Below are 16,424 nucleotides of genomic sequence, written 5' to 3' on the forward strand. Positions count from 1 at the left end.
GCGTCCCGCGGCACTGAATAGACTGGCGTACGCCGCCCACGTGAGACCGATCGGAGCAATGTGACCGTCCAGCCCATCCGGCTCTTCGGCGACCCCGTGCTGCGCACCCCCGCCGCCGAGGTCGTCGACTTCGACAAGGAGCTGGCCACCCTCGTCAAGGACCTCTGGGACACCATGGCGGACCAGGGAGGCGCCGGCCTGGCCGCGCCCCAGCTCGGCGTGGGCCTGCGCGTGTTCACCTACAACTGCGACGGGTTCGCCGGCCACCTCGTCAACCCCACCTGGACCGCCGTGGACGACGAGAAGCAGGACGGCGAGGAGGGCTGCCTCTCCATCCCCGGCCTGTACTGGGACTGCGTGCGCGCCAAGAACGTGGTGGCGCGCGGCTGGAACATGCACGGCGAGCCGGTGCAGATCGAGGGCACCGACTTGCTCGCCCGTTGCATCCAGCACGAGACCGACCACCTCGACGGCGTGCTGTTCGTCGACCGGCTCGACGCGGCCACCCGCAAGGCGGCGATGAAGGAGATCCGCGCGGCCGAGTGGTTCGACGGCACCACGCCGACGATCAAGCAGAGCCCGCACTCGCTGTTCGGCGGTGCCGTCTAGATGCGGCTGGTATTCGCGGGCACACCGGAGGTCGCGCTCCCGTCCCTGCGCGCGCTCATCGCGTCGGAGCGGCACGACGTCGTCGCCGTGGTGACCAGGCCGGACGCGCCCGCGGGACGTGGCCGCCACCTCGTGCGGTCGCCGGTCGGCGCGCTCGCCGACGAGCACGGCATCGAGGTGCTCACCCCGGCCAAGGCGTCCGACCCGGCGTTCCTCGACCGGCTGCGGGAGCTCGCGCCCGACTGCTGCCCGGTCGTGGCGTACGGGGCGCTGCTGCCGCAGTCCGCGCTGGACATCCCGCCGCACGGCTGGGTGAACCTGCACTTCTCGGTGCTGCCCGCGTGGCGCGGCGCCGCACCCGTGCAGGCGGCGGTCCGGCACGGCGACGAGATCACCGGCGCCAGCACGTTCCGCATCGTCAAGGCACTCGACGCCGGGCCCGTGTTCGGCGTGCTCACCGAGGCGGTCAAGCCCGGCGACACCGCCGGGGTGCTGCTCGACCGGCTCGCCGAGGCGGGCGCCGGGCTGCTGGTGTCCACGCTCGACGGCATCGAGGACGGCACCCTCGAAGCGGTGCCGCAGCCCGCCGACGGCGTCAGCTACGCACCGAAGATCACCACCGAGGACGCGAAGCTCGACTTCACCGCACCCGCGGTCGGCGTCGACCGGCTCGCCCGCGCGGTCACCCCGGACCCCGGCGCCTGGGCGGAGTTCCGGGGTGAACGGATCAAGCTCGGCCCGGTGACCCCCACCGACGCCGAACGGCTCGCTCCGGGGGAGCTGCGGGTCGAACGCAAGCGGGTCCTCGTCGGCACCGCGACCGTCCCGGTCGCGCTCGGCGAGGTGCAGGCGCCGGGCAAGAAGAGAATGGCGGCAACCGACTGGGCGCGGGGCGCGCGCGTCGAACCAGGAGAGCGGCTGAAGTGACCCAACCACGACGGCGCCCGGCGAGGTTCTCCCGGCCTCGCACGCCCCACCCCCCGAAGCCGAGGGGCGGCCCCGGCAGGCCCCCCGTCGACGACCCGGCCCGGCAGGCGGCGCTCGACACGCTCCGCGAGGTCCGCGCCCGCGACGCCTACGCCAACCTGCTGCTGCCGCAGATCCTGCGCGAACGGCGGATCACCGGCCGCGACGCGGCACTCGCCACCGAGCTGGCCTACGGCGCCTGCCGCTGCATCGGCCTGCTCGACCAGGTGCTCGAGGCCTGTGTCGACCGGCCGCTCGCCAAGGTCGAGCCCGCGCTGCTCGACGTGCTGCGGCTCGGCGTCTACCAGCTGCTGCGCACCCGCATCCCGTCGCACGCCGCGGTCGCGTCGACCGTCGACCTGGTGCGGGCCGGGCACGGGTCGCGCAGCAGCGGGTTCGTGAACGCCGTGCTGCGCAAGGTCGCCGAGCGGTCCGAGGAGGAGTGGCTCGACGAGCTGGCCCCGGACCCCGAGAAGGACCGGATCGGCAACCTCGCCATGCGTGAGGCGCACCCGCGCTGGGTGGCCCGCGCGTTCGCCGACTCGCTCGGCACCACCGGCGACGAGCTGGCGGCCGCACTGGCCGCCGACAACGAGCGGCCAGCCGTGCACCTGGTCGCGCGGCCGGGGGAGATCACCGCCGAGGAGCTGGCCGCCATGACCGGCGGCGACGTCGCCCCGTACTCGCCGTACGGGGTGCGGCTCGCCGCGGGCGCGGGCGACCCGGCCGGGCTGGACCCGGTGCGGGAGCGGCTCGCGTCCGTGCAGGACGAGGGCAGCCAGCTGTGCGCGGTCGCGCTGACCAGGCCGGAGGTCGATGGCGACGAGGGCCGCTGGCTGGACCTGTGTGCCGGGCCGGGCGGGAAGTCGGCGCTGCTGGGTGCGTTGCTCGCCATCCAGGGCGGTCGCCTCGACGCGGTGGAGAAGGCGCCGCACCGGGCGCGGCTGGTGGAGCAGGCGACCGAGGGGCTGCCGATCGTCGTGCACGTCGGTGACGGCCGGTCGCCCGCGGCGCTCGGGCTGGCGCCGGGGACGTTCGACCGGGTGCTCGTGGACGCGCCGTGCACCGGGCTGGGCTCGCTGCGCCGCCGCCCGGAGTCGCGGTGGCGGCGCCAGCCGTCGGACGTGGGTGAGCTGACGAAGCTGCAGCGCGAGCTGCTGCTCACGGCCGTCGACCTGGTGCGTCCGGGCGGCGTGGTCGGGTACGTGGTGTGCTCGCCGCACCTCTCGGAGACCGTCGGCGTCGTGTCGGACGTGGTCCGCCGCACCGGTGTGACCGCACTGGACACCCGCGAGTCGTTCCCCGAGATGCCGGGGCTGGGTGACGGGCCGTACGTGCAGCTGTGGCCCCACCGGCACGGCACGGACGCCATGTTCTGCGCGTTGCTGCGCAAATGAGCGGAGCTTGCGGAGCGAATCATCGAACACAGGGCGACCGCGAGCGGCTCCCCGGAGCCTGCGAGGGGGAGTCGTGAGCCACGTCGCGGTCATTTCTATGGGGGGCACGATCGCCATGGCGCCCAGCGCCAGCGGCGGGATCGTGCCCGCCTTGGGCGCCGACGACCTGGTCGCGTCCGTGCCGGGCCTGGCCGAGCTGGACGTGAAGATCACGACCGAGTCGCTGCGGTCGCTGCCCAGCCCGTCGCTCGGGTTCGCCGACCTGGTCGCGCTGTCGGCGCGCGTCCGGGAGGAGATCGCGGCGGGCGCGACCGGGGTGGTGATCACGCACGGCACCGACACCATCGAGGAGACCGCGTTCTTCCTCGACCTGACCGTGCCCGGCGACGCGCCCGTGATCGTCACCGGCGCCATGCGCCACCCGCACTCGGCGGGCCCCGACGGTCCGGCGAACCTGTACGCCGCCATCCGCGTCGCGCTGTCCCCGGCCGCGCGCGGGCTCGGCGCGCTCGTCGTGATGTCCGACGAGATCCACGGCGCCCGGTTCGTCCGCAAGAGCCACACCAGCAGCACCGGCGCGTTCGTCTCACCCGGTTTCGGGCCGCTCGGCCTGGTCGTCGAGGGTGACCCGCGCATCCGCGGCGTGGCCCGCACCGGCCTGACCCTGCCCGCGCACCCCAGGGTGACCGAGGTCCGGGTCGGGCTGATCACGGTCGCGATGGGCGACGACGGGGAACTGCTGCGCCGCTCCGGTGACCTGTTCGACGGCGTGGTGATCGCGGGCCTCGGCGCGGGGCACGTGCCCGCCACGATGGTGCCGGTGGTGGCCGAGCAGGCCGCCCGCGTGCCGGTCGTGCTGTCGACCAGGACCGGCGCCGGGTCGGTGCTGCGGCACACCTACGGTTACCCGGGTTCCGAGCGTGACCTGCTCGACCGCGGTCTCATCCAGTCGGGGTTCCTCGACCCCGCCAAGTCGCGGGTCCTGCTGACGTTGCTGCTCGCCGATCACGCACAGAGATCACAGATCACCCAGGCGTTCGACCTGTACCGGTAGTAATAGGCTCGACAGGTGCCACGAACGCCGATGATCGCGCCCAGCATCCTGTCCGCCGACTTCGCCCGGCTCGCCGAGGCGGCCGAGGCCGTCCGCGGCGCGGACTGGCTGCACGTCGACGTCATGGACGGCCACTTCGTGCCCAACCTGACGCTCGGGCTGCCCGTGGTGAAGTCGATCCTGGCCAGCACCGACATCCCGGTCGACTGCCACCTCATGATCGACGACCCGGACCGGTGGGCGGTCGGGTACGCCGAGGCGGGCGCGCACAACGTGACCGTGCACGTGGAGGCGGCCGCCGACCCGGTGAAGGTCGCGCACGACATCCGCGCCGCCGGTGCCAGGGCGGGGCTGTCGATCAAGCCGAAGACGCCGTTCGAGCCCTACGTGGAATTGCTGAGCCACTACGACACGTTGCTGGTGATGTCCGTCGAACCGGGGTTCGGCGGGCAGGAGTTCATCGTCGACGTGCTCGACAAGGTCCGCAAGGCGCGGGCCATGGTGGACGCCGGTGAGCTGACGGTGCTGGTGGAGATCGACGGCGGCATCAACGCCGACACGATCGAGCAGGCCGCGGCGGCCGGCGTCGACTGCTTCGTCGCGGGCTCCGCGGTGTACGGCGCCGACGACCCGGCAAAGGCGGTCGAGGCGCTCCGGGATCTAGCACGAGGAACGATGCGCTCCTCGGCCGACAGAAGGACGATGTAGGCGTGTTCACGGGGATCGTCGAAGAGCGCGGCGAGGTCGTCGCCGTCCAGGACCTGCCGGATGCCGCGCGCATCACGGTCGCGGGACCGCTCGTCACCAGCGACGCGAGACAGGGCGACTCGATCTCGGTGAACGGCGTGTGCCTCACCGTCGTCGAGGTCGCCGACGGGGCGTTCACCGCCGACGTCATGCGCGAGACGCTGGTGCGCAGCAGCCTCGACAAGATCGCGGCGGGCGAACCGGTCAACCTCGAACGCGCCGCCGAGGTCGGCAAGCGGTTCGGCGGGCACATCGTCCAGGGTCACGTGGACGGGACCGGCGTGGTCCTGTCCCGCGACCCGTCGGCGCACTGGGACGTCGTGCGCATCGGGATCCCGCCCCACCTCGCCCGCTACCTGGTCGAGAAGGGCTCGATCACCGTCGACGGCGTGTCGCTGACCGTGGTCGAGGTGGGTGACGACTGGTTCACCGTCAGCCTCATCCCCGAGACGCTGCGCGCCACCACGCTGGGGGCCCGCACGCCCGGCGACCGCGTCAACCTGGAGGTCGACGTCGTCGCCAAGTACGTCGAGCGGTTGGCCTTGCCACACTTGCGCGGCGCGGGGGCTCCCGCGGAGCACAATGGCGTCACGTCGTCGTCGGAGGAGGCCGTCGCTCATGAGTGACATCCAGGGCATCGAGAAGGCGATCTCGGACATCGCCGCGGGCCGGCCCGTGATCGTCGTCGACGACGAGGACCGCGAGAACGAGGGCGACCTGATCTTCGCCGCCGAGAAGGCGACGCCCGAGCTGCTCGCCTTCATGGTCCGCTACACGTCCGGGTACATCTGCGTGCCGCTCACCGAGGCCGACTGCGACCGCCTCGACCTGCCGCCCATGTTCCACACCAACCAGGACGTGCGCGGCACCGCGTACACGGTGACCGTCGACGCCAGGGAGGGCGTGAGCACCGGCATCTCCGCCGCCGACCGCGCGCACACGATCCGCCTGCTCGCCGACCAGAAGTCGGTCGCGAGTGACTTCACCCGGCCCGGTCACGTGGTGCCGCTGCGGGCGAAGGAGGGTGGCGTGCTCCGCCGCCCCGGGCACACCGAGGCCGCCGTCGACCTGGCCGTGATGGCCGGGCTGCGGCCCGCGGGCGTGCTGTGCGAGATCGTGTCGCAGAAGGACGAGGGCGACATGGCCCGCCGCGAGGAGCTGGAGGTCTTCGCGGCCGAGCACGACCTCACGATCATCTCCATCGCCGACCTCATCGACTACCGCCGCCGCAAGGAGGTGCAGGTCGTCCGGGTCGCCGAGGCCAGGATCCCGACCGCGCACGGCACGTTCCGGGCGGTCGGCTACGACTCCAAGCTCGACGGCATCGAGCACGTCGCGCTGGTCTACGGCGACATCGAGGACGGCGAGAACGTCCTGGTCCGCGTGCACTCCGAGTGCCTGACCGGCGACGTGTTCGGCTCGCTGCGCTGCGACTGCGGCCCGCAGCTGGACGCCGCGCTCGCCGCCGTCGCCGCCGAGGGCCGGGGCGTCGTGCTGTACATGCGCGGGCACGAGGGCCGCGGCATCGGCCTCATGCACAAGCTGCAGGCCTACCAGCTGCAGGACAACGGCGCCGACACCGTCGACGCGAACCTGGCGCTGGGCGTGCCCGCCGACGCGCGTGACTACGGGCAGGGCGCGCAGATCCTCGTCGACCTGGGCATCAAGTCGATGCGGCTGCTGACGAACAACCCGGCGAAGCGTGTCGGCCTGGACGGCTACGGGCTCACCATCGTGGACCGCGTCGCGCTGCCGATCCGCCCGAACGCGGAGAACCTGCGGTACCTGCGCACCAAGCGCGACCGCATGGGACACGAGCTGGGTGACCTGGAGCTGTACGAGGGCTCGACACAGGGATAGCACAGGCGACGCACAGACGCCCGCCCTAACGTCGGTGGCATGACAGGGAGTTACGAGGGCCGTCCACTGCCCCGACCGCACGACGAGGTCGTCGACCAGGGCTTGGGGTTCGACCTCGGCACACTGCACAGCCGTCGCCGCGCGCTGCGGTTCCTCGGTCTCGGCGCCGCGGCCGTGGGGTTGACCGCGTGCAGTGCCGGCACCTCGTCGCCGGCCACGACCTCACCCTCGTCGGCGGGCGCCTCGGGCGAGATCCCGGACGAGACGGCCGGTCCGTACCCGGGCGACGGGTCGAACGGGCCGGACGTGCTCGAGCAGAGCGGCATCGTGCGCAGCGACATCCGGTCGAGCTTCGGCGAGTTCAGCGGCACCGCGGAGGGCGTGCCGATGACGCTCGAGCTGACCGTTGCCGATCTCGCGGGCGGGGGTGGCGCGTTCGCGGGCGTCGCCGTCTACGTGTGGCACTGCAGCCGCGAGGGCGGCTACTCGCTGTACTCCGACGGCGTCGAGGACCAGAACTTCCTGCGTGGTGTGCAGATCGCCGACAGCGCCGGGAAGGTGACCTTCACCAGCGTGTTCCCGGCCTGCTACGACGGCAGGTGGCCGCACGTCCACTTCGAGGTCTACCCCGGCCAGGCAAGCATCACCGACGCGGCGAACGCCATCGCCACCTCCCAGGTCGCACTGCCGAAGGACGTGTGCGAGACGGTTTACGCCGAGAGCGGCTACGAGGACTCCGTGCCGAACCTGTCCCGCGTCACCCTGGAATCAGACAACGTCTTCGGCGACGACGGTGGCGCGTCCCAGCTGGCCACCGTGACCGGCGACGTCGCGAGCGGCTACACGGTCCGTCTCGCGGTCGGCATCGACACCACGACGAACCCCACCGGCGGCGGCGCACCCGGCGGTCCGCCACCGTCGCGCTGAGCCACCCGATGCGGGCGGCGGTGGCCGGACCGGGTCGGTCGGCACCGCGGCGACGGGTTGTCCGCCTTGGTGTTCGCCACCACGCAGGCGATGTCGGGGGAGGGTTCCCGGCGCGGCGGGCGGTTGCCGTCGACACCGAGACGGAGCCCACTCGGCGGCGGCGCACCCGGCGATGGCGGCCTGGGCGGTTCGTCGCCGTCGCGGTGAGCCACTCGACGCGGGCGGCGGTGGCCGGACCGGGTCGGTCGGCACCGCGGCGACGGGTTGTCCACCTTGGTGTTCACCACGACGGCAGGCGATGTCGGGGGAGGGTTCCCGGCGCGGCGGGCGATCGGCGTCGACACCGAGACGGAGCCCACTCGGCGGCGGTGAACCCGGCGGTGGCCGGACCGGGTCGGTCGGCACCGCGGCGACGGGGTGTCCGCCTTGGTGTTCACCACGACGGCAGGCGATGTCGGGGGAGGGTTCTCGGTGCGGCGGGCGGTCGGCGTCGACCCCGAGGCGGAGCCCACTCGGCGGTGGCGCGCCCGGCGGTGGTCCGGGCGGTTCGTCGCCGTCGCGGTGAGCCACCCGACGTGGTGGCCGTCGGTACCGCGCTCGAGGGGTCGTCCGCCTCGAGCGTGACCAGCATCAGGACGGGACCCCGAGGCGTCTGGGTGGTGCTCCACCGTGGCGTTGGGCCGTCCCGGACGGGCGGCGGTGGCCGCATCAGTTCGGTCGGCACCGCGGCGGAGGGGTGTCCACCTCGGTGATCGCCACCACGGCAGGCGATGTCGCGAGAGGGTTCCCGGCGCGGCGGGCGATCGGCGTCGACACCGAGACGGAGCCACCGGGGCCGCGCGCCCGGCGGTGGCAGGCCGCCGTCGCGCTAGTTGCTGATCTCCATGATCCGGCGGTACGTGTCCGCGTCGTCGAGGGCGGCGACCAGGTAGTCGGCCAGGTCGGCGCGGGCGACCATCGACGGCTTGTCCAGCGGCGCCGGTGCCACCCGGTACTCACCGGTGGCCGCCTTGGCGGTCAGGCCGGGCACGCGGACCACGGTCCAGTCGAGATCGTCGACGTCACGCAGCAGCTCTTCCATCTTGCCCATGTCGGCGTGGCCGTACTTGAACACGAGCTTCACGATGATGCCCTGCACGAACCGCTGCATGGCGGGCGTCCTGCTCTGGTCGAGCGCGCCGGTCGACAGGCACAGCAGCCGCCGCGCGCCCGCCGCCCGCATCGCCGTGGTGATCTTGACGATGCCGTCGGAGTAGACGGAGGTCGGCTGCCTCGGCTTGCCGCCGAGGGTGGAGATGACAGCGTCCACGCCGGCGACCGCCGCGGTGACCTGGTCCTGGTCGTGCACGTCGGCGACGGCCACCGTCACCTTCTCCTCGGTGACGGCCGACGCGTCGCGGACGACGGCGGTCACCTCGTGCCCCTTGGCGAGCGCCGCGCGGATCACCTCGACACCGGTGCGCCCCGCCGCGCCGAACACGGCCACCTTCATGGCGTTTCCCCTCTCGTGGGTGGGGTTCCAGTCTTCCGGGCAGACCCGACGATCACGCCGAAAACCGGCCGAACGGTCGGTTTTCTCGAGTGGTTCACGAGCCGGTCGCGACCCGCGGGGCGCGAAGGGGGATAATTTCGGGTGTTCAGAGGCGAGGAGGCGCGTGCGTGAGTGGCGAAGGCCGTCCCGAGGTCGAGGTCCAGGAGTGCGAAGGCATCCGCCTCGCGATCGCGGCCACCCGGTGGCACGACAGGATCACGTCCACACTGCTCGAGCGCGCGCTCGCGGCCGCGGCCAAGGCGGGCGTGAAGGAGCCGACCGTGGTCCGCGTGCCGGGCGCGATCGAGCTGCCGGTCGTGTGCCAGGAGCTGGCCAAGCACCACGACGCGGTCGTCGCGCTCGGCGTGGTCATCCGCGGCGGCACCCCGCACTTCGAGTACGTGTGCGACGCGGTGACCTACGGCCTCACCCGCGTGTCGCTCGACGAGTCGACCCCGGTCGGCAACGGCGTGCTCACCGTGAACGACGAGCAGCAGGCGCTGGACCGCTGCGGGCTGCCGGACTCCACCGAGGACAAGGGCTTCGAGGCGACCGTCGCCGCGCTGGACACCGCGATGGTGGTCCGTGGCCTGCGCCAGCCGTGGACGGAGCGGGGGTTCGAGTGATGTTCACGGCCCGCCCGCGCAAGGTCCGCGTGCTGTCGGTGGTCGGCGCGGTGCTCTTCGTCGCCGTGTTCACGGTGGTCGCGATCCTGCTGCGCAACACCCCGACCGGCGTGTACTTCTACCTGTCCGACCAGATCGCGATGGTCGGCATCGGCCTGCTGCTCGCGTGCGGCGCGCTGATGTTCGGGCGGCCCCGCGTGCGCGCCGACCTCGAGGGCGTCGAGGTCCGCAACATGCTGGGCAGCCGCCGGTACGCGTGGTCGGACATCGAGTCGGTGAGCTTCCCGGACGGCTCCGCGTGGGCCCGCCTGGAACTCCCGGACGACGAGTACGTCCCGGTGCTGGCCGTGCAGGCCATCGACGGCGAGCACGCCGTCGCCGCCATGCGCGAGCTGCGCCGCCTGCGCCGCGAGGCGGAGGAGAAGGCCGAGACCAGCTGACGAACCGGGGTCCTTCGGGGATTCGCGCCGTTCGCACCACCACCGTGCCGGTCGCCATTCGGGGCAACCCGCTGAACCTTTCGCCGGGTGGGTGCGTAGGGCTTCGTGTAGATCAGCCGAAGACACCTGGAGGCCTGGCTTTGACTGCCCTCGAACCCACCACGCCCACGAACACCCCCACGACCGGCACCCGGTCGCGCCGCGATGTCCTGTGTGGCCTGATGGTCGCGCTCGTCGCCCCAGGTGCGCTCGTCGCCGCCTGCTCCGACGGCGGTTCGTCGAGCGGCGGCACGAGCACGACCACGACTGGCGGCGGTGGCGCGCCGGCCGGCGGCGGGCAGGGACTCGCGGCGCTCGCCGACGTGCCGGACGGCGGCGGCCTCATCGTCGACAACCCGGCGGGCGGCAAGATCCTCCTCGCCCGCACGGGTGACGAGGTGAAGGCCTACAACGCGGCCTGCACCCACATGGGCACGATCGTGGACGCGCCGAAGGACGGCGTCGCGGTCTGCCCCAACCACGGCAGCGAGTTCGCCACCGAGGACGGCTCGGTGAAGAAGGGCCCCGCGACGCAGCCGCTGCCCACGATCGGCGTCAAGGTCGAGGGCGACCAGGTCGTGCTCGCCTGACCAGGTGAACTCCCCGAGCGAACGTGAGGTCCGTTCGGGTTATAGCGGCTCGCAACAGCACACCGTAGTGTGATTGGGCCGTAACAAAACGTAGGCGGACATGACCGCCGCGTAGCTCGGGGAGTTCAGGTCATGCGATCAACGAAGATCACTGCCCTCGCGCTGGGGGCGTTACTCGCGGGCGGTCTCACGCTCGCCACTCCGGCGGCCGGTGTCGCCGACGACCGTCCGACCGCCATCGTGTCGCTGGGCGACAGCGCCATCTCCGGCGAGGGCGCGGGCAACTACGAGGAGGGGACGCGCGGCGAGAACGGCAACTGGTGCCACCGGTCCGCCAACGCGCTCGTCCACAAGACCGCGGTCGCCGACCGCACCATCAACATCGCCTGCAGCGGGGCCGAGGCCGCGAACGTGTCGCTGGCCGACACCACGCACTACACCGAGGGCTCGCAGGCGCGCCGCCTGATCGGCATCGCCCAGCAGTACCGCGTGACGACCGTCGTCGTCCAGGTCGGCGCGAACGACGAGCCCGCGTTCGCCGACACCATCCTCGACTGCATCGCGAAGTGGTTCGACCCGTTCAGCTCCGGCTGTCGCACGAAGCTGCGCACCGAGTGGCCGCAGCGCCTCGCCGCCATGGCGCCCCGCGTCGAGGTCGCGCTGGCCGACGTGCGCACGGCCATGTCGCAGGCCGGCTACGCACCCGGCTCCTACAACCTGATCCTCACCTCCTACGCGTCCCCGCTGACCGAACGCATGGACTCGCTCCTCCACGGCCCGCAGGGCTGCCCGTTCAAACTGGCCGACGCGGGTTACGGCAGGACCGAGGCGGTCCCGCAACTGTCCGAGGCACTGCGCGGCGTCGCGTCCCGGTCGGGCGCCAAGTTCCTGGACTTCTCCCGGGCCACCGAGGGCCACGAGGCGTGCAGCGGCTACGGCGACTCGTCCACCGAGTGGCAGAACCGCGTGAAGGTCGACCCGTGGGCGTGGGTGACGGGCGGCCTCGACGCGGTCGGCATCCACATGGCACAGGAATCGTTCCACCCCAACGCGAAGGGCCACGCGCAGCTCGGCAGGTGCGTCACCGAGTTCGTGAACTCGGGCGCCAACTCGGCTCGGTGCCTGGTCGGCGCGGACGGCAACGTGCACGCCGTTCAGTAGGCGGATGACGTGAAGGGCACGGCCGGGGTTCCGGTCGTGCCCTTCCGTTTGTTCTGTGGGGTGTTGCGGGGGTTCGCCTTGCGGGCTTGGCTGGCCGGAGTTGCCCGCTTCGCGGGCGGGGCTTGGGGGTGCCTTGTGGGCTCGGTTTCGCCCGGCGGGCTGTGCCCACTCCGCCCTGCGGCTTGGCTCGCATGACGCGGGTGGGCTTCGCCTTGCTGGCTTTGTCCGCTTCGCGGACGGGTTTCGCGAGGTTTCGCCTTGTGGTCTGGCAACTCCGTGGGCAGTCGCCCGCGCCGCCCTGCGGGCCGGGGTTTGCCCTGCCGGGCAGTGCCCGCTCCGCTCTGTGGCTTGGCTCGCGTGACGCGCGATGGGTCCCACCCGCTTCGCGGGCTGGCTTCGTCCTGCGAGCGGTGCCCGCTTCGCCGGGCCTGCTTTGCGGGCTTCGCCGGGCCTGCTTTGCGGGCTTCGCCCGGGTCCCTGCCTCAAAGCGGAACGCAACGAAGGGGCCCTTCATCACGCCAGGCGCAACGAAGGACCCCTTCATCACAGTCACTCGCCGCGGATGCCCTTTTGCACTTCCGCGGGCAGCTTCGGGTCGTCGAGGCTGTAGGTGGTGCCTTCCTTCCAGCCCTCGACCTTCTTGATCGCCTCCGCGAAGGTCTCCATCTGGCTGTCGTCGAGGTCCTGGACGCTCGTGGTGACCGGGACGCCCATGTCCTTCGCGACGCTGCGGGCGTAGGCGTCCGGGTCGTTGGCGCCGTCGCCGGCGGGGGCGTACTTGCTCATCGCCTTCGCGACGGTGACGTTCCCGTACCCCTTGAGCACCGCCTTGATCGCCTCGAAGCCGGTCTGCTCGTCGGGGAACACCGCGAAGCTGCCCGCCGACTTCGTGTTGGCCTTCTTACCGGGGTAGGCGCCGTACTTGTCACCGCTGCGGATGTTGCCCGGGTTGCGGGCCCGCCACGAGATGGTCCCGTCCGAGCGCACCTCGTCCTCGAAGATGATGTACCGCTTGCCGCCCGCGAAGACCTCCAGGCCCGGGGCCGCCGCGGTGGTCGCCGGGGCGGGGGCGGACTGCGCGGGCACCCACTGCGCGCCGTCCCACTGCCACTGCCCGTCCTCCGACAGGACCGGCTCCTGGGCGGGTGCCGACTCGGCGGGCACCCACTGGGCCCCGTCCCACTGCCACTGGCCGTCCTCCGACAGCGTCCCGGCCGGGACCTCCTCGGCGGCCTCGCCACCCGACGAGTACTCGCCACCCGGCGAGTCCTCGACGCCCAGCGCGGCCCACGTCTCGGGACCGACCTGGTCCTCCTCGTAGATGCCGCGGTCGGACTGGAACTCCCGCAGGGCGGCGTCGAACTCGTCGTCGTAGGACCCCGTGGGCTCGGACCGCAGGTAACCCTCCCGCTGCAGCGCCCGGCCCGCCTCCATCACCCAGTCCGAACACGCGTACTGGTAGCTCTCCTTGTCCAGCACCGGCAACGTCACGGCACTCACCTCCCGGCGTGACGCTAGGCGGGCCGCCGGGCGCGGTGACCGGCCGGGAGGGCGGCCATCCGGGCAGCCATACCGTGCGGGCGGACCACGCCGGGGCAGCGGGTGTGTCCGGCTTTGTCGGTGGTCGGTCGTAGGCTGGTCGGGTGGCTGATCCGTCGACATATCGTCCGTCGCCGGGCACGATTCCGGACGCGCCTGGGGTGTACAAGTTCCGTGACCCCGGTGGCCGCGTCATCTACGTCGGCAAGGCGAAGTCGCTGCGCAGCCGCCTCAACTCCTACTTCGCCGACGTCGCGATGCTGCACCCGCGCACGCGGCAGATGGTGACGACCGCGGGCAGCGTCGAGTGGACCGTCGTCGGCACCGAGGTCGAGGCCCTCCAGCTCGAGTACAACTGGATCAAGGAGTTCGACCCCCGGTTCAACGTCCGCTACCGGGACGACAAGACCTACCCCGTGCTGGCGGTGACGCTGCACGAGGAGTACCCGCGCCTGCACGTCTACCGGGGCCCGCGCCGCAAGGGCGTCCGCTACTTCGGCCCCTACGCGCACGCCTGGGCGATCCGCGAGACGCTCGACCTCCTCCTGCGCGTCTTCCCCGCCCGCACCTGCTCGAACGGCGTCTTCAAGCGGCACGGCCAGATCGGCCGCCCCTGCCTGCTCGGCTACATCGGCAAGTGCTCGGCCCCGTGCGTGGGCCGGGTCTCCGCCGACGAGCACCGCGACATCGTCGAGGACTTCTGCGACTTCCTCGCAGGCAAGACCGACCACATGATGAAGCGGCTCGAGAAGGAGATGAACGCCGCCTCCGCCGACCTCGAGTTCGAGCGCGCCGCGCGCCTGCGCGACGACCTGGCGGCGCTGCGCCGCGCGATGGAGAAGCAGGCCGTGGTCCTCGGCGACGGCACGGACGCCGACGTGGTCGCGTTCGCGCACGACGAGCTGGAGGCCGCCGTCCAGGTCTTCCACGTCCGCGGCGGCCGGGTGCGCGGCCAGCGCGGCTGGGTCATCGACAAGATCGACGAGATCGACGAGGCCGGGCTCGTCGACCAGTTCCTCATCCAGTTCTACGGCGACCAGGCCGAGCTGGCCGAGAGCAGCAAGGTCGGCGACGACAGCCCCGTGCCCCGCGAGGTGCTGGTCCCCGCGCTGCCCGACGACGCCGACGCCATGGCCGACCTGCTGTCGGAGCTGCGCGGCGCCCGCGTCGCGCTCCGCGTGCCGCAGCGCGGCGACAAGCGCGCGCTCATGGAGACGCTCGAACGCAACGCCAAAGAGGCGTTCCAGCTGCACAAGCTGCGCCGCGCCGGTGACCTCACCGCCCGCTCGGCCGCGCTGCAGGAGCTGCAGGACGCGCTCGGCCTCGACACCGCGCCGCTGCGCATCGAGTGCATCGACATCAGCCACATCCAGGGCAGCGACGTGGTGGCCTCGCTCGTCGTGTTCGAGGACGGGCTGGCCCGCAAGTCCGAGTACCGCCGCTTCGCGATCAAGGAGGCGGCCACCGAGGGCGACGTCGCGTCGATCGCCGAGGTCGTCCGCCGCCGCTTCCACCGCTACCTCCAGGAGACCCGGGAGGAGCCCCGGGCGGGCATCGACCCGGAGACCGGGCGGCCCAAGAAGTTCGCCTACCCGCCGAACCTGCTGGTCGTCGACGGTGCGGGCCCGCAGGCCAACGCGGCCGCGGACGTGCTCGCGGAGATGGGCATCCAGGACGTCGCCGTGATCGGCCTCGCCAAGCGCCTGGAGGAGGTGTGGCTGCCGGCCGACCCGGAGCCGACCATCCTCTCCCGCACCAGCGAGGGGCTCTACCTGCTGCAACGCGTCCGCGACGAGGCGCACCGGTTCGCCGTCGCCTACCACCGGCAGAAACGCTCCAAGCGGATGACCACGTCGGCGCTCGACGGCATCCCGGGCCTCGGCCAGAGCCGCAAGGCGGCGTTGCTGAAGCACTTCGGGTCGCTCAAACGGTTACGCCAGGCCTCCGTGGACGACATCAGCGGTGTACCGGGAATCGGCGCGCACACCGCGGCGCTGGTACACAGTGCCCTGGCAGCACGAACAGACCACGACAACGGGAGCGACACATGACTGAAACGCCTGAGGACCACGCGCAGGGCGTGGAGGTCGCCGTGGTGACCGGCCTGTCCGGCGCGGGCCGCAGCACCGCGGCCAAGTGCCTGGAGGACATCGGCTGGTTCGTGGTGGACAACCTCCCGCCCGAGCTGATCTCCACGATGGTCGAGCTGGGTGCGAAGGCCCAGGGCGCGGTCACCAAGGTGGCCGTGGTGATGGACGTGCGCAGCCGCGCGTTCACCGAGGACCTCGCGTCGATCATCAAGGACCTCGACGCCAGCGGGTACAAGCCGCGCGTGGTGTTCCTGGAGGCGACCGACGAGGTGCTGGTCCGCCGGTTCGAGCAGGTCCGCCGCGGTCACCCCATGCAGGGCGACGGCAGGCTCATCGACGGCATCAAGGCGGAGCGCGACCTGCTCGGCCCGCTGCGCTCGGACGCCGACCTGGTGCTCGACACCTCGACGCTGTCAGTGCACCAGCTGCGCGCCAAGATCGAGGACGCGTTCGGCAGCGACGCCGCCAGCACCACCAAGGTCACGGTGCTGTCGTTCGGCTACAAGTACGGCATCCCCATGGACGCCGACCTGGTCATGGACGTGCGGTTCCTGCCCAACCCGTTCTGGATCCCGGAGCTGAAGGACCTCACCGGCAAGGACGCCGACGTGCGCAACTACGTGCTCACGCAGGAGGGCGCGGAGGAGTTCCTCGACCGCTACCACGAGCTGCTGCGCCTGATCGGCGCGGGCTACCGGCGCGAGGGCAAGCGGTACCTGACGCTCGCGATCGGCTGCACCGGCGGCAAGCACCGCAGCGTGGCGATCTCGGAGGAGCTGTCCCGTCGCCTCGCCGACGAGGACCGGATGGCGGTGAAGGTGGTCCACCGCGACCTGGGGCGCGAGTGA

General features: G+C 72.0%; 16 protein-coding genes. 14 read left to right on the forward strand and 2 right to left on the reverse strand.

Features of this window, described 5'->3' with window-relative positions; translation table 11 throughout:
• Positions 1-60: 60 nt before the first annotated feature.
• The 8 genes from def to ACYQ77_RS24590 all read left to right on the forward strand — a co-directional run bounded on the left by def (position 61) and on the right by ACYQ77_RS24590 (position 7,560).
• Positions 61-609, forward strand: coding sequence for a peptide deformylase (gene def, locus ACYQ77_RS24555; protein WP_459715163.1), 549 nt, complete (start codon positions 61-63; stop codon positions 607-609).
• Positions 610-1,536, forward strand: coding sequence for a methionyl-tRNA formyltransferase (fmt, locus tag ACYQ77_RS24560; protein WP_459715165.1), 927 nt, complete (start codon positions 610-612; stop codon positions 1,534-1,536).
• Positions 1,533-2,972 carry an RsmB/NOP family class I SAM-dependent RNA methyltransferase gene (locus ACYQ77_RS24565; protein WP_459715167.1) on the forward strand — a complete coding sequence of 480 codons (1,440 nt, stop codon included), beginning with the start codon at positions 1,533-1,535 and terminating at the stop codon, positions 2,970-2,972. The genes fmt and ACYQ77_RS24565 overlap by 4 nt, the downstream gene beginning before the upstream one ends.
• A 73-nt stretch (positions 2,973-3,045) precedes the next feature.
• On the forward strand, positions 3,046-4,026 hold the full coding sequence (locus tag ACYQ77_RS24570) for an asparaginase (RefSeq protein WP_459715169.1): 981 nt from the start codon (positions 3,046-3,048) through the stop codon (positions 4,024-4,026).
• A 30-nt stretch (positions 4,027-4,056) separates the two neighbouring features.
• A complete protein-coding gene (gene rpe / locus ACYQ77_RS24575) occupies positions 4,057-4,734 on the forward strand; it encodes a ribulose-phosphate 3-epimerase (RefSeq protein WP_459715799.1) in 678 nt (225 codons plus the stop codon).
• Positions 4,735-4,736: 2 nt separating this feature from the next.
• Complete coding sequence (locus tag ACYQ77_RS24580) at positions 4,737-5,399, forward strand: riboflavin synthase (RefSeq protein WP_459715171.1); 663 nt, start codon at positions 4,737-4,739, stop codon at positions 5,397-5,399.
• Positions 5,392-6,633, forward strand: coding sequence for a bifunctional 3,4-dihydroxy-2-butanone-4-phosphate synthase/GTP cyclohydrolase II (locus tag ACYQ77_RS24585; RefSeq protein WP_459715173.1), 1,242 nt, complete (start codon positions 5,392-5,394; stop codon positions 6,631-6,633). The genes ACYQ77_RS24580 and ACYQ77_RS24585 overlap by 8 nt, the downstream gene beginning before the upstream one ends.
• 39 nt (positions 6,634-6,672) lie before the next feature.
• Positions 6,673-7,560 carry a dioxygenase family protein gene (locus tag ACYQ77_RS24590; RefSeq protein WP_459715174.1) on the forward strand — a complete coding sequence of 296 codons (888 nt, stop codon included), beginning with the start codon at positions 6,673-6,675 and terminating at the stop codon, positions 7,558-7,560.
• Between the two features lie 868 nt (positions 7,561-8,428).
• Here the strand turns inward: ACYQ77_RS24590 and ACYQ77_RS24595 are convergent.
• Entirely contained in the window at positions 8,429-9,052 is a 624-nt protein-coding gene (locus ACYQ77_RS24595) for an NAD(P)-dependent oxidoreductase (RefSeq protein WP_459715176.1), read from the reverse strand.
• A 167-nt stretch (positions 9,053-9,219) separates the two neighbouring features.
• On the opposite strand from ACYQ77_RS24595, the gene ribH reads away from it, so the two are divergent.
• The 4 genes from ribH (at position 9,220) to ACYQ77_RS24615 (ending at position 11,947) form a co-directional block, all read left to right on the forward strand.
• Complete coding sequence (ribH, locus tag ACYQ77_RS24600) at positions 9,220-9,717, forward strand: 6,7-dimethyl-8-ribityllumazine synthase (RefSeq protein WP_459715178.1); 498 nt, start codon at positions 9,220-9,222, stop codon at positions 9,715-9,717.
• Entirely contained in the window at positions 9,717-10,157 is a 441-nt protein-coding gene (locus ACYQ77_RS24605; protein ID WP_459715179.1) for a PH domain-containing protein, read from the forward strand. Before ribH ends, ACYQ77_RS24605 begins: the two co-directional genes overlap by 1 nt.
• Before the next feature lie 221 nt (positions 10,158-10,378).
• On the forward strand, positions 10,379-10,786 hold the full coding sequence (locus ACYQ77_RS24610) for a Rieske (2Fe-2S) protein (protein WP_459715181.1): 408 nt from the start codon (positions 10,379-10,381) through the stop codon (positions 10,784-10,786).
• Between the two features lie 132 nt (positions 10,787-10,918).
• Positions 10,919-11,947: a GDSL-type esterase/lipase family protein gene (locus ACYQ77_RS24615; protein WP_459715183.1), complete on the forward strand. Its 1,029-nt coding sequence runs from the start codon at positions 10,919-10,921 to the stop codon at positions 11,945-11,947.
• Between the two features lie 549 nt (positions 11,948-12,496).
• On the opposite strand, the gene ACYQ77_RS24620 is transcribed toward ACYQ77_RS24615, so the two are convergent.
• The gene (locus ACYQ77_RS24620; RefSeq protein ID WP_459715185.1) at positions 12,497-13,438 is read right to left on the reverse strand and encodes a peptidoglycan-binding protein; all 942 of its coding nucleotides are present in this window, start codon (positions 13,436-13,438) and stop codon (positions 12,497-12,499) included.
• Between the two features lie 152 nt (positions 13,439-13,590).
• Here ACYQ77_RS24620 and uvrC point away from each other — a divergent pair, with 152 nt between their 5' ends.
• Positions 13,591-15,537 carry an excinuclease ABC subunit UvrC gene (uvrC, locus tag ACYQ77_RS24625; RefSeq protein WP_459715187.1) on the forward strand — a complete coding sequence of 649 codons (1,947 nt, stop codon included), beginning with the start codon at positions 13,591-13,593 and terminating at the stop codon, positions 15,535-15,537.
• A complete protein-coding gene (gene rapZ / locus ACYQ77_RS24630; protein ID WP_459715189.1) occupies positions 15,534-16,424 on the forward strand; it encodes an RNase adapter RapZ in 891 nt (296 codons plus the stop codon). The genes uvrC and rapZ overlap by 4 nt, the downstream gene beginning before the upstream one ends.

This window comes from Actinophytocola sp. KF-1 (assembly GCF_054661535.1).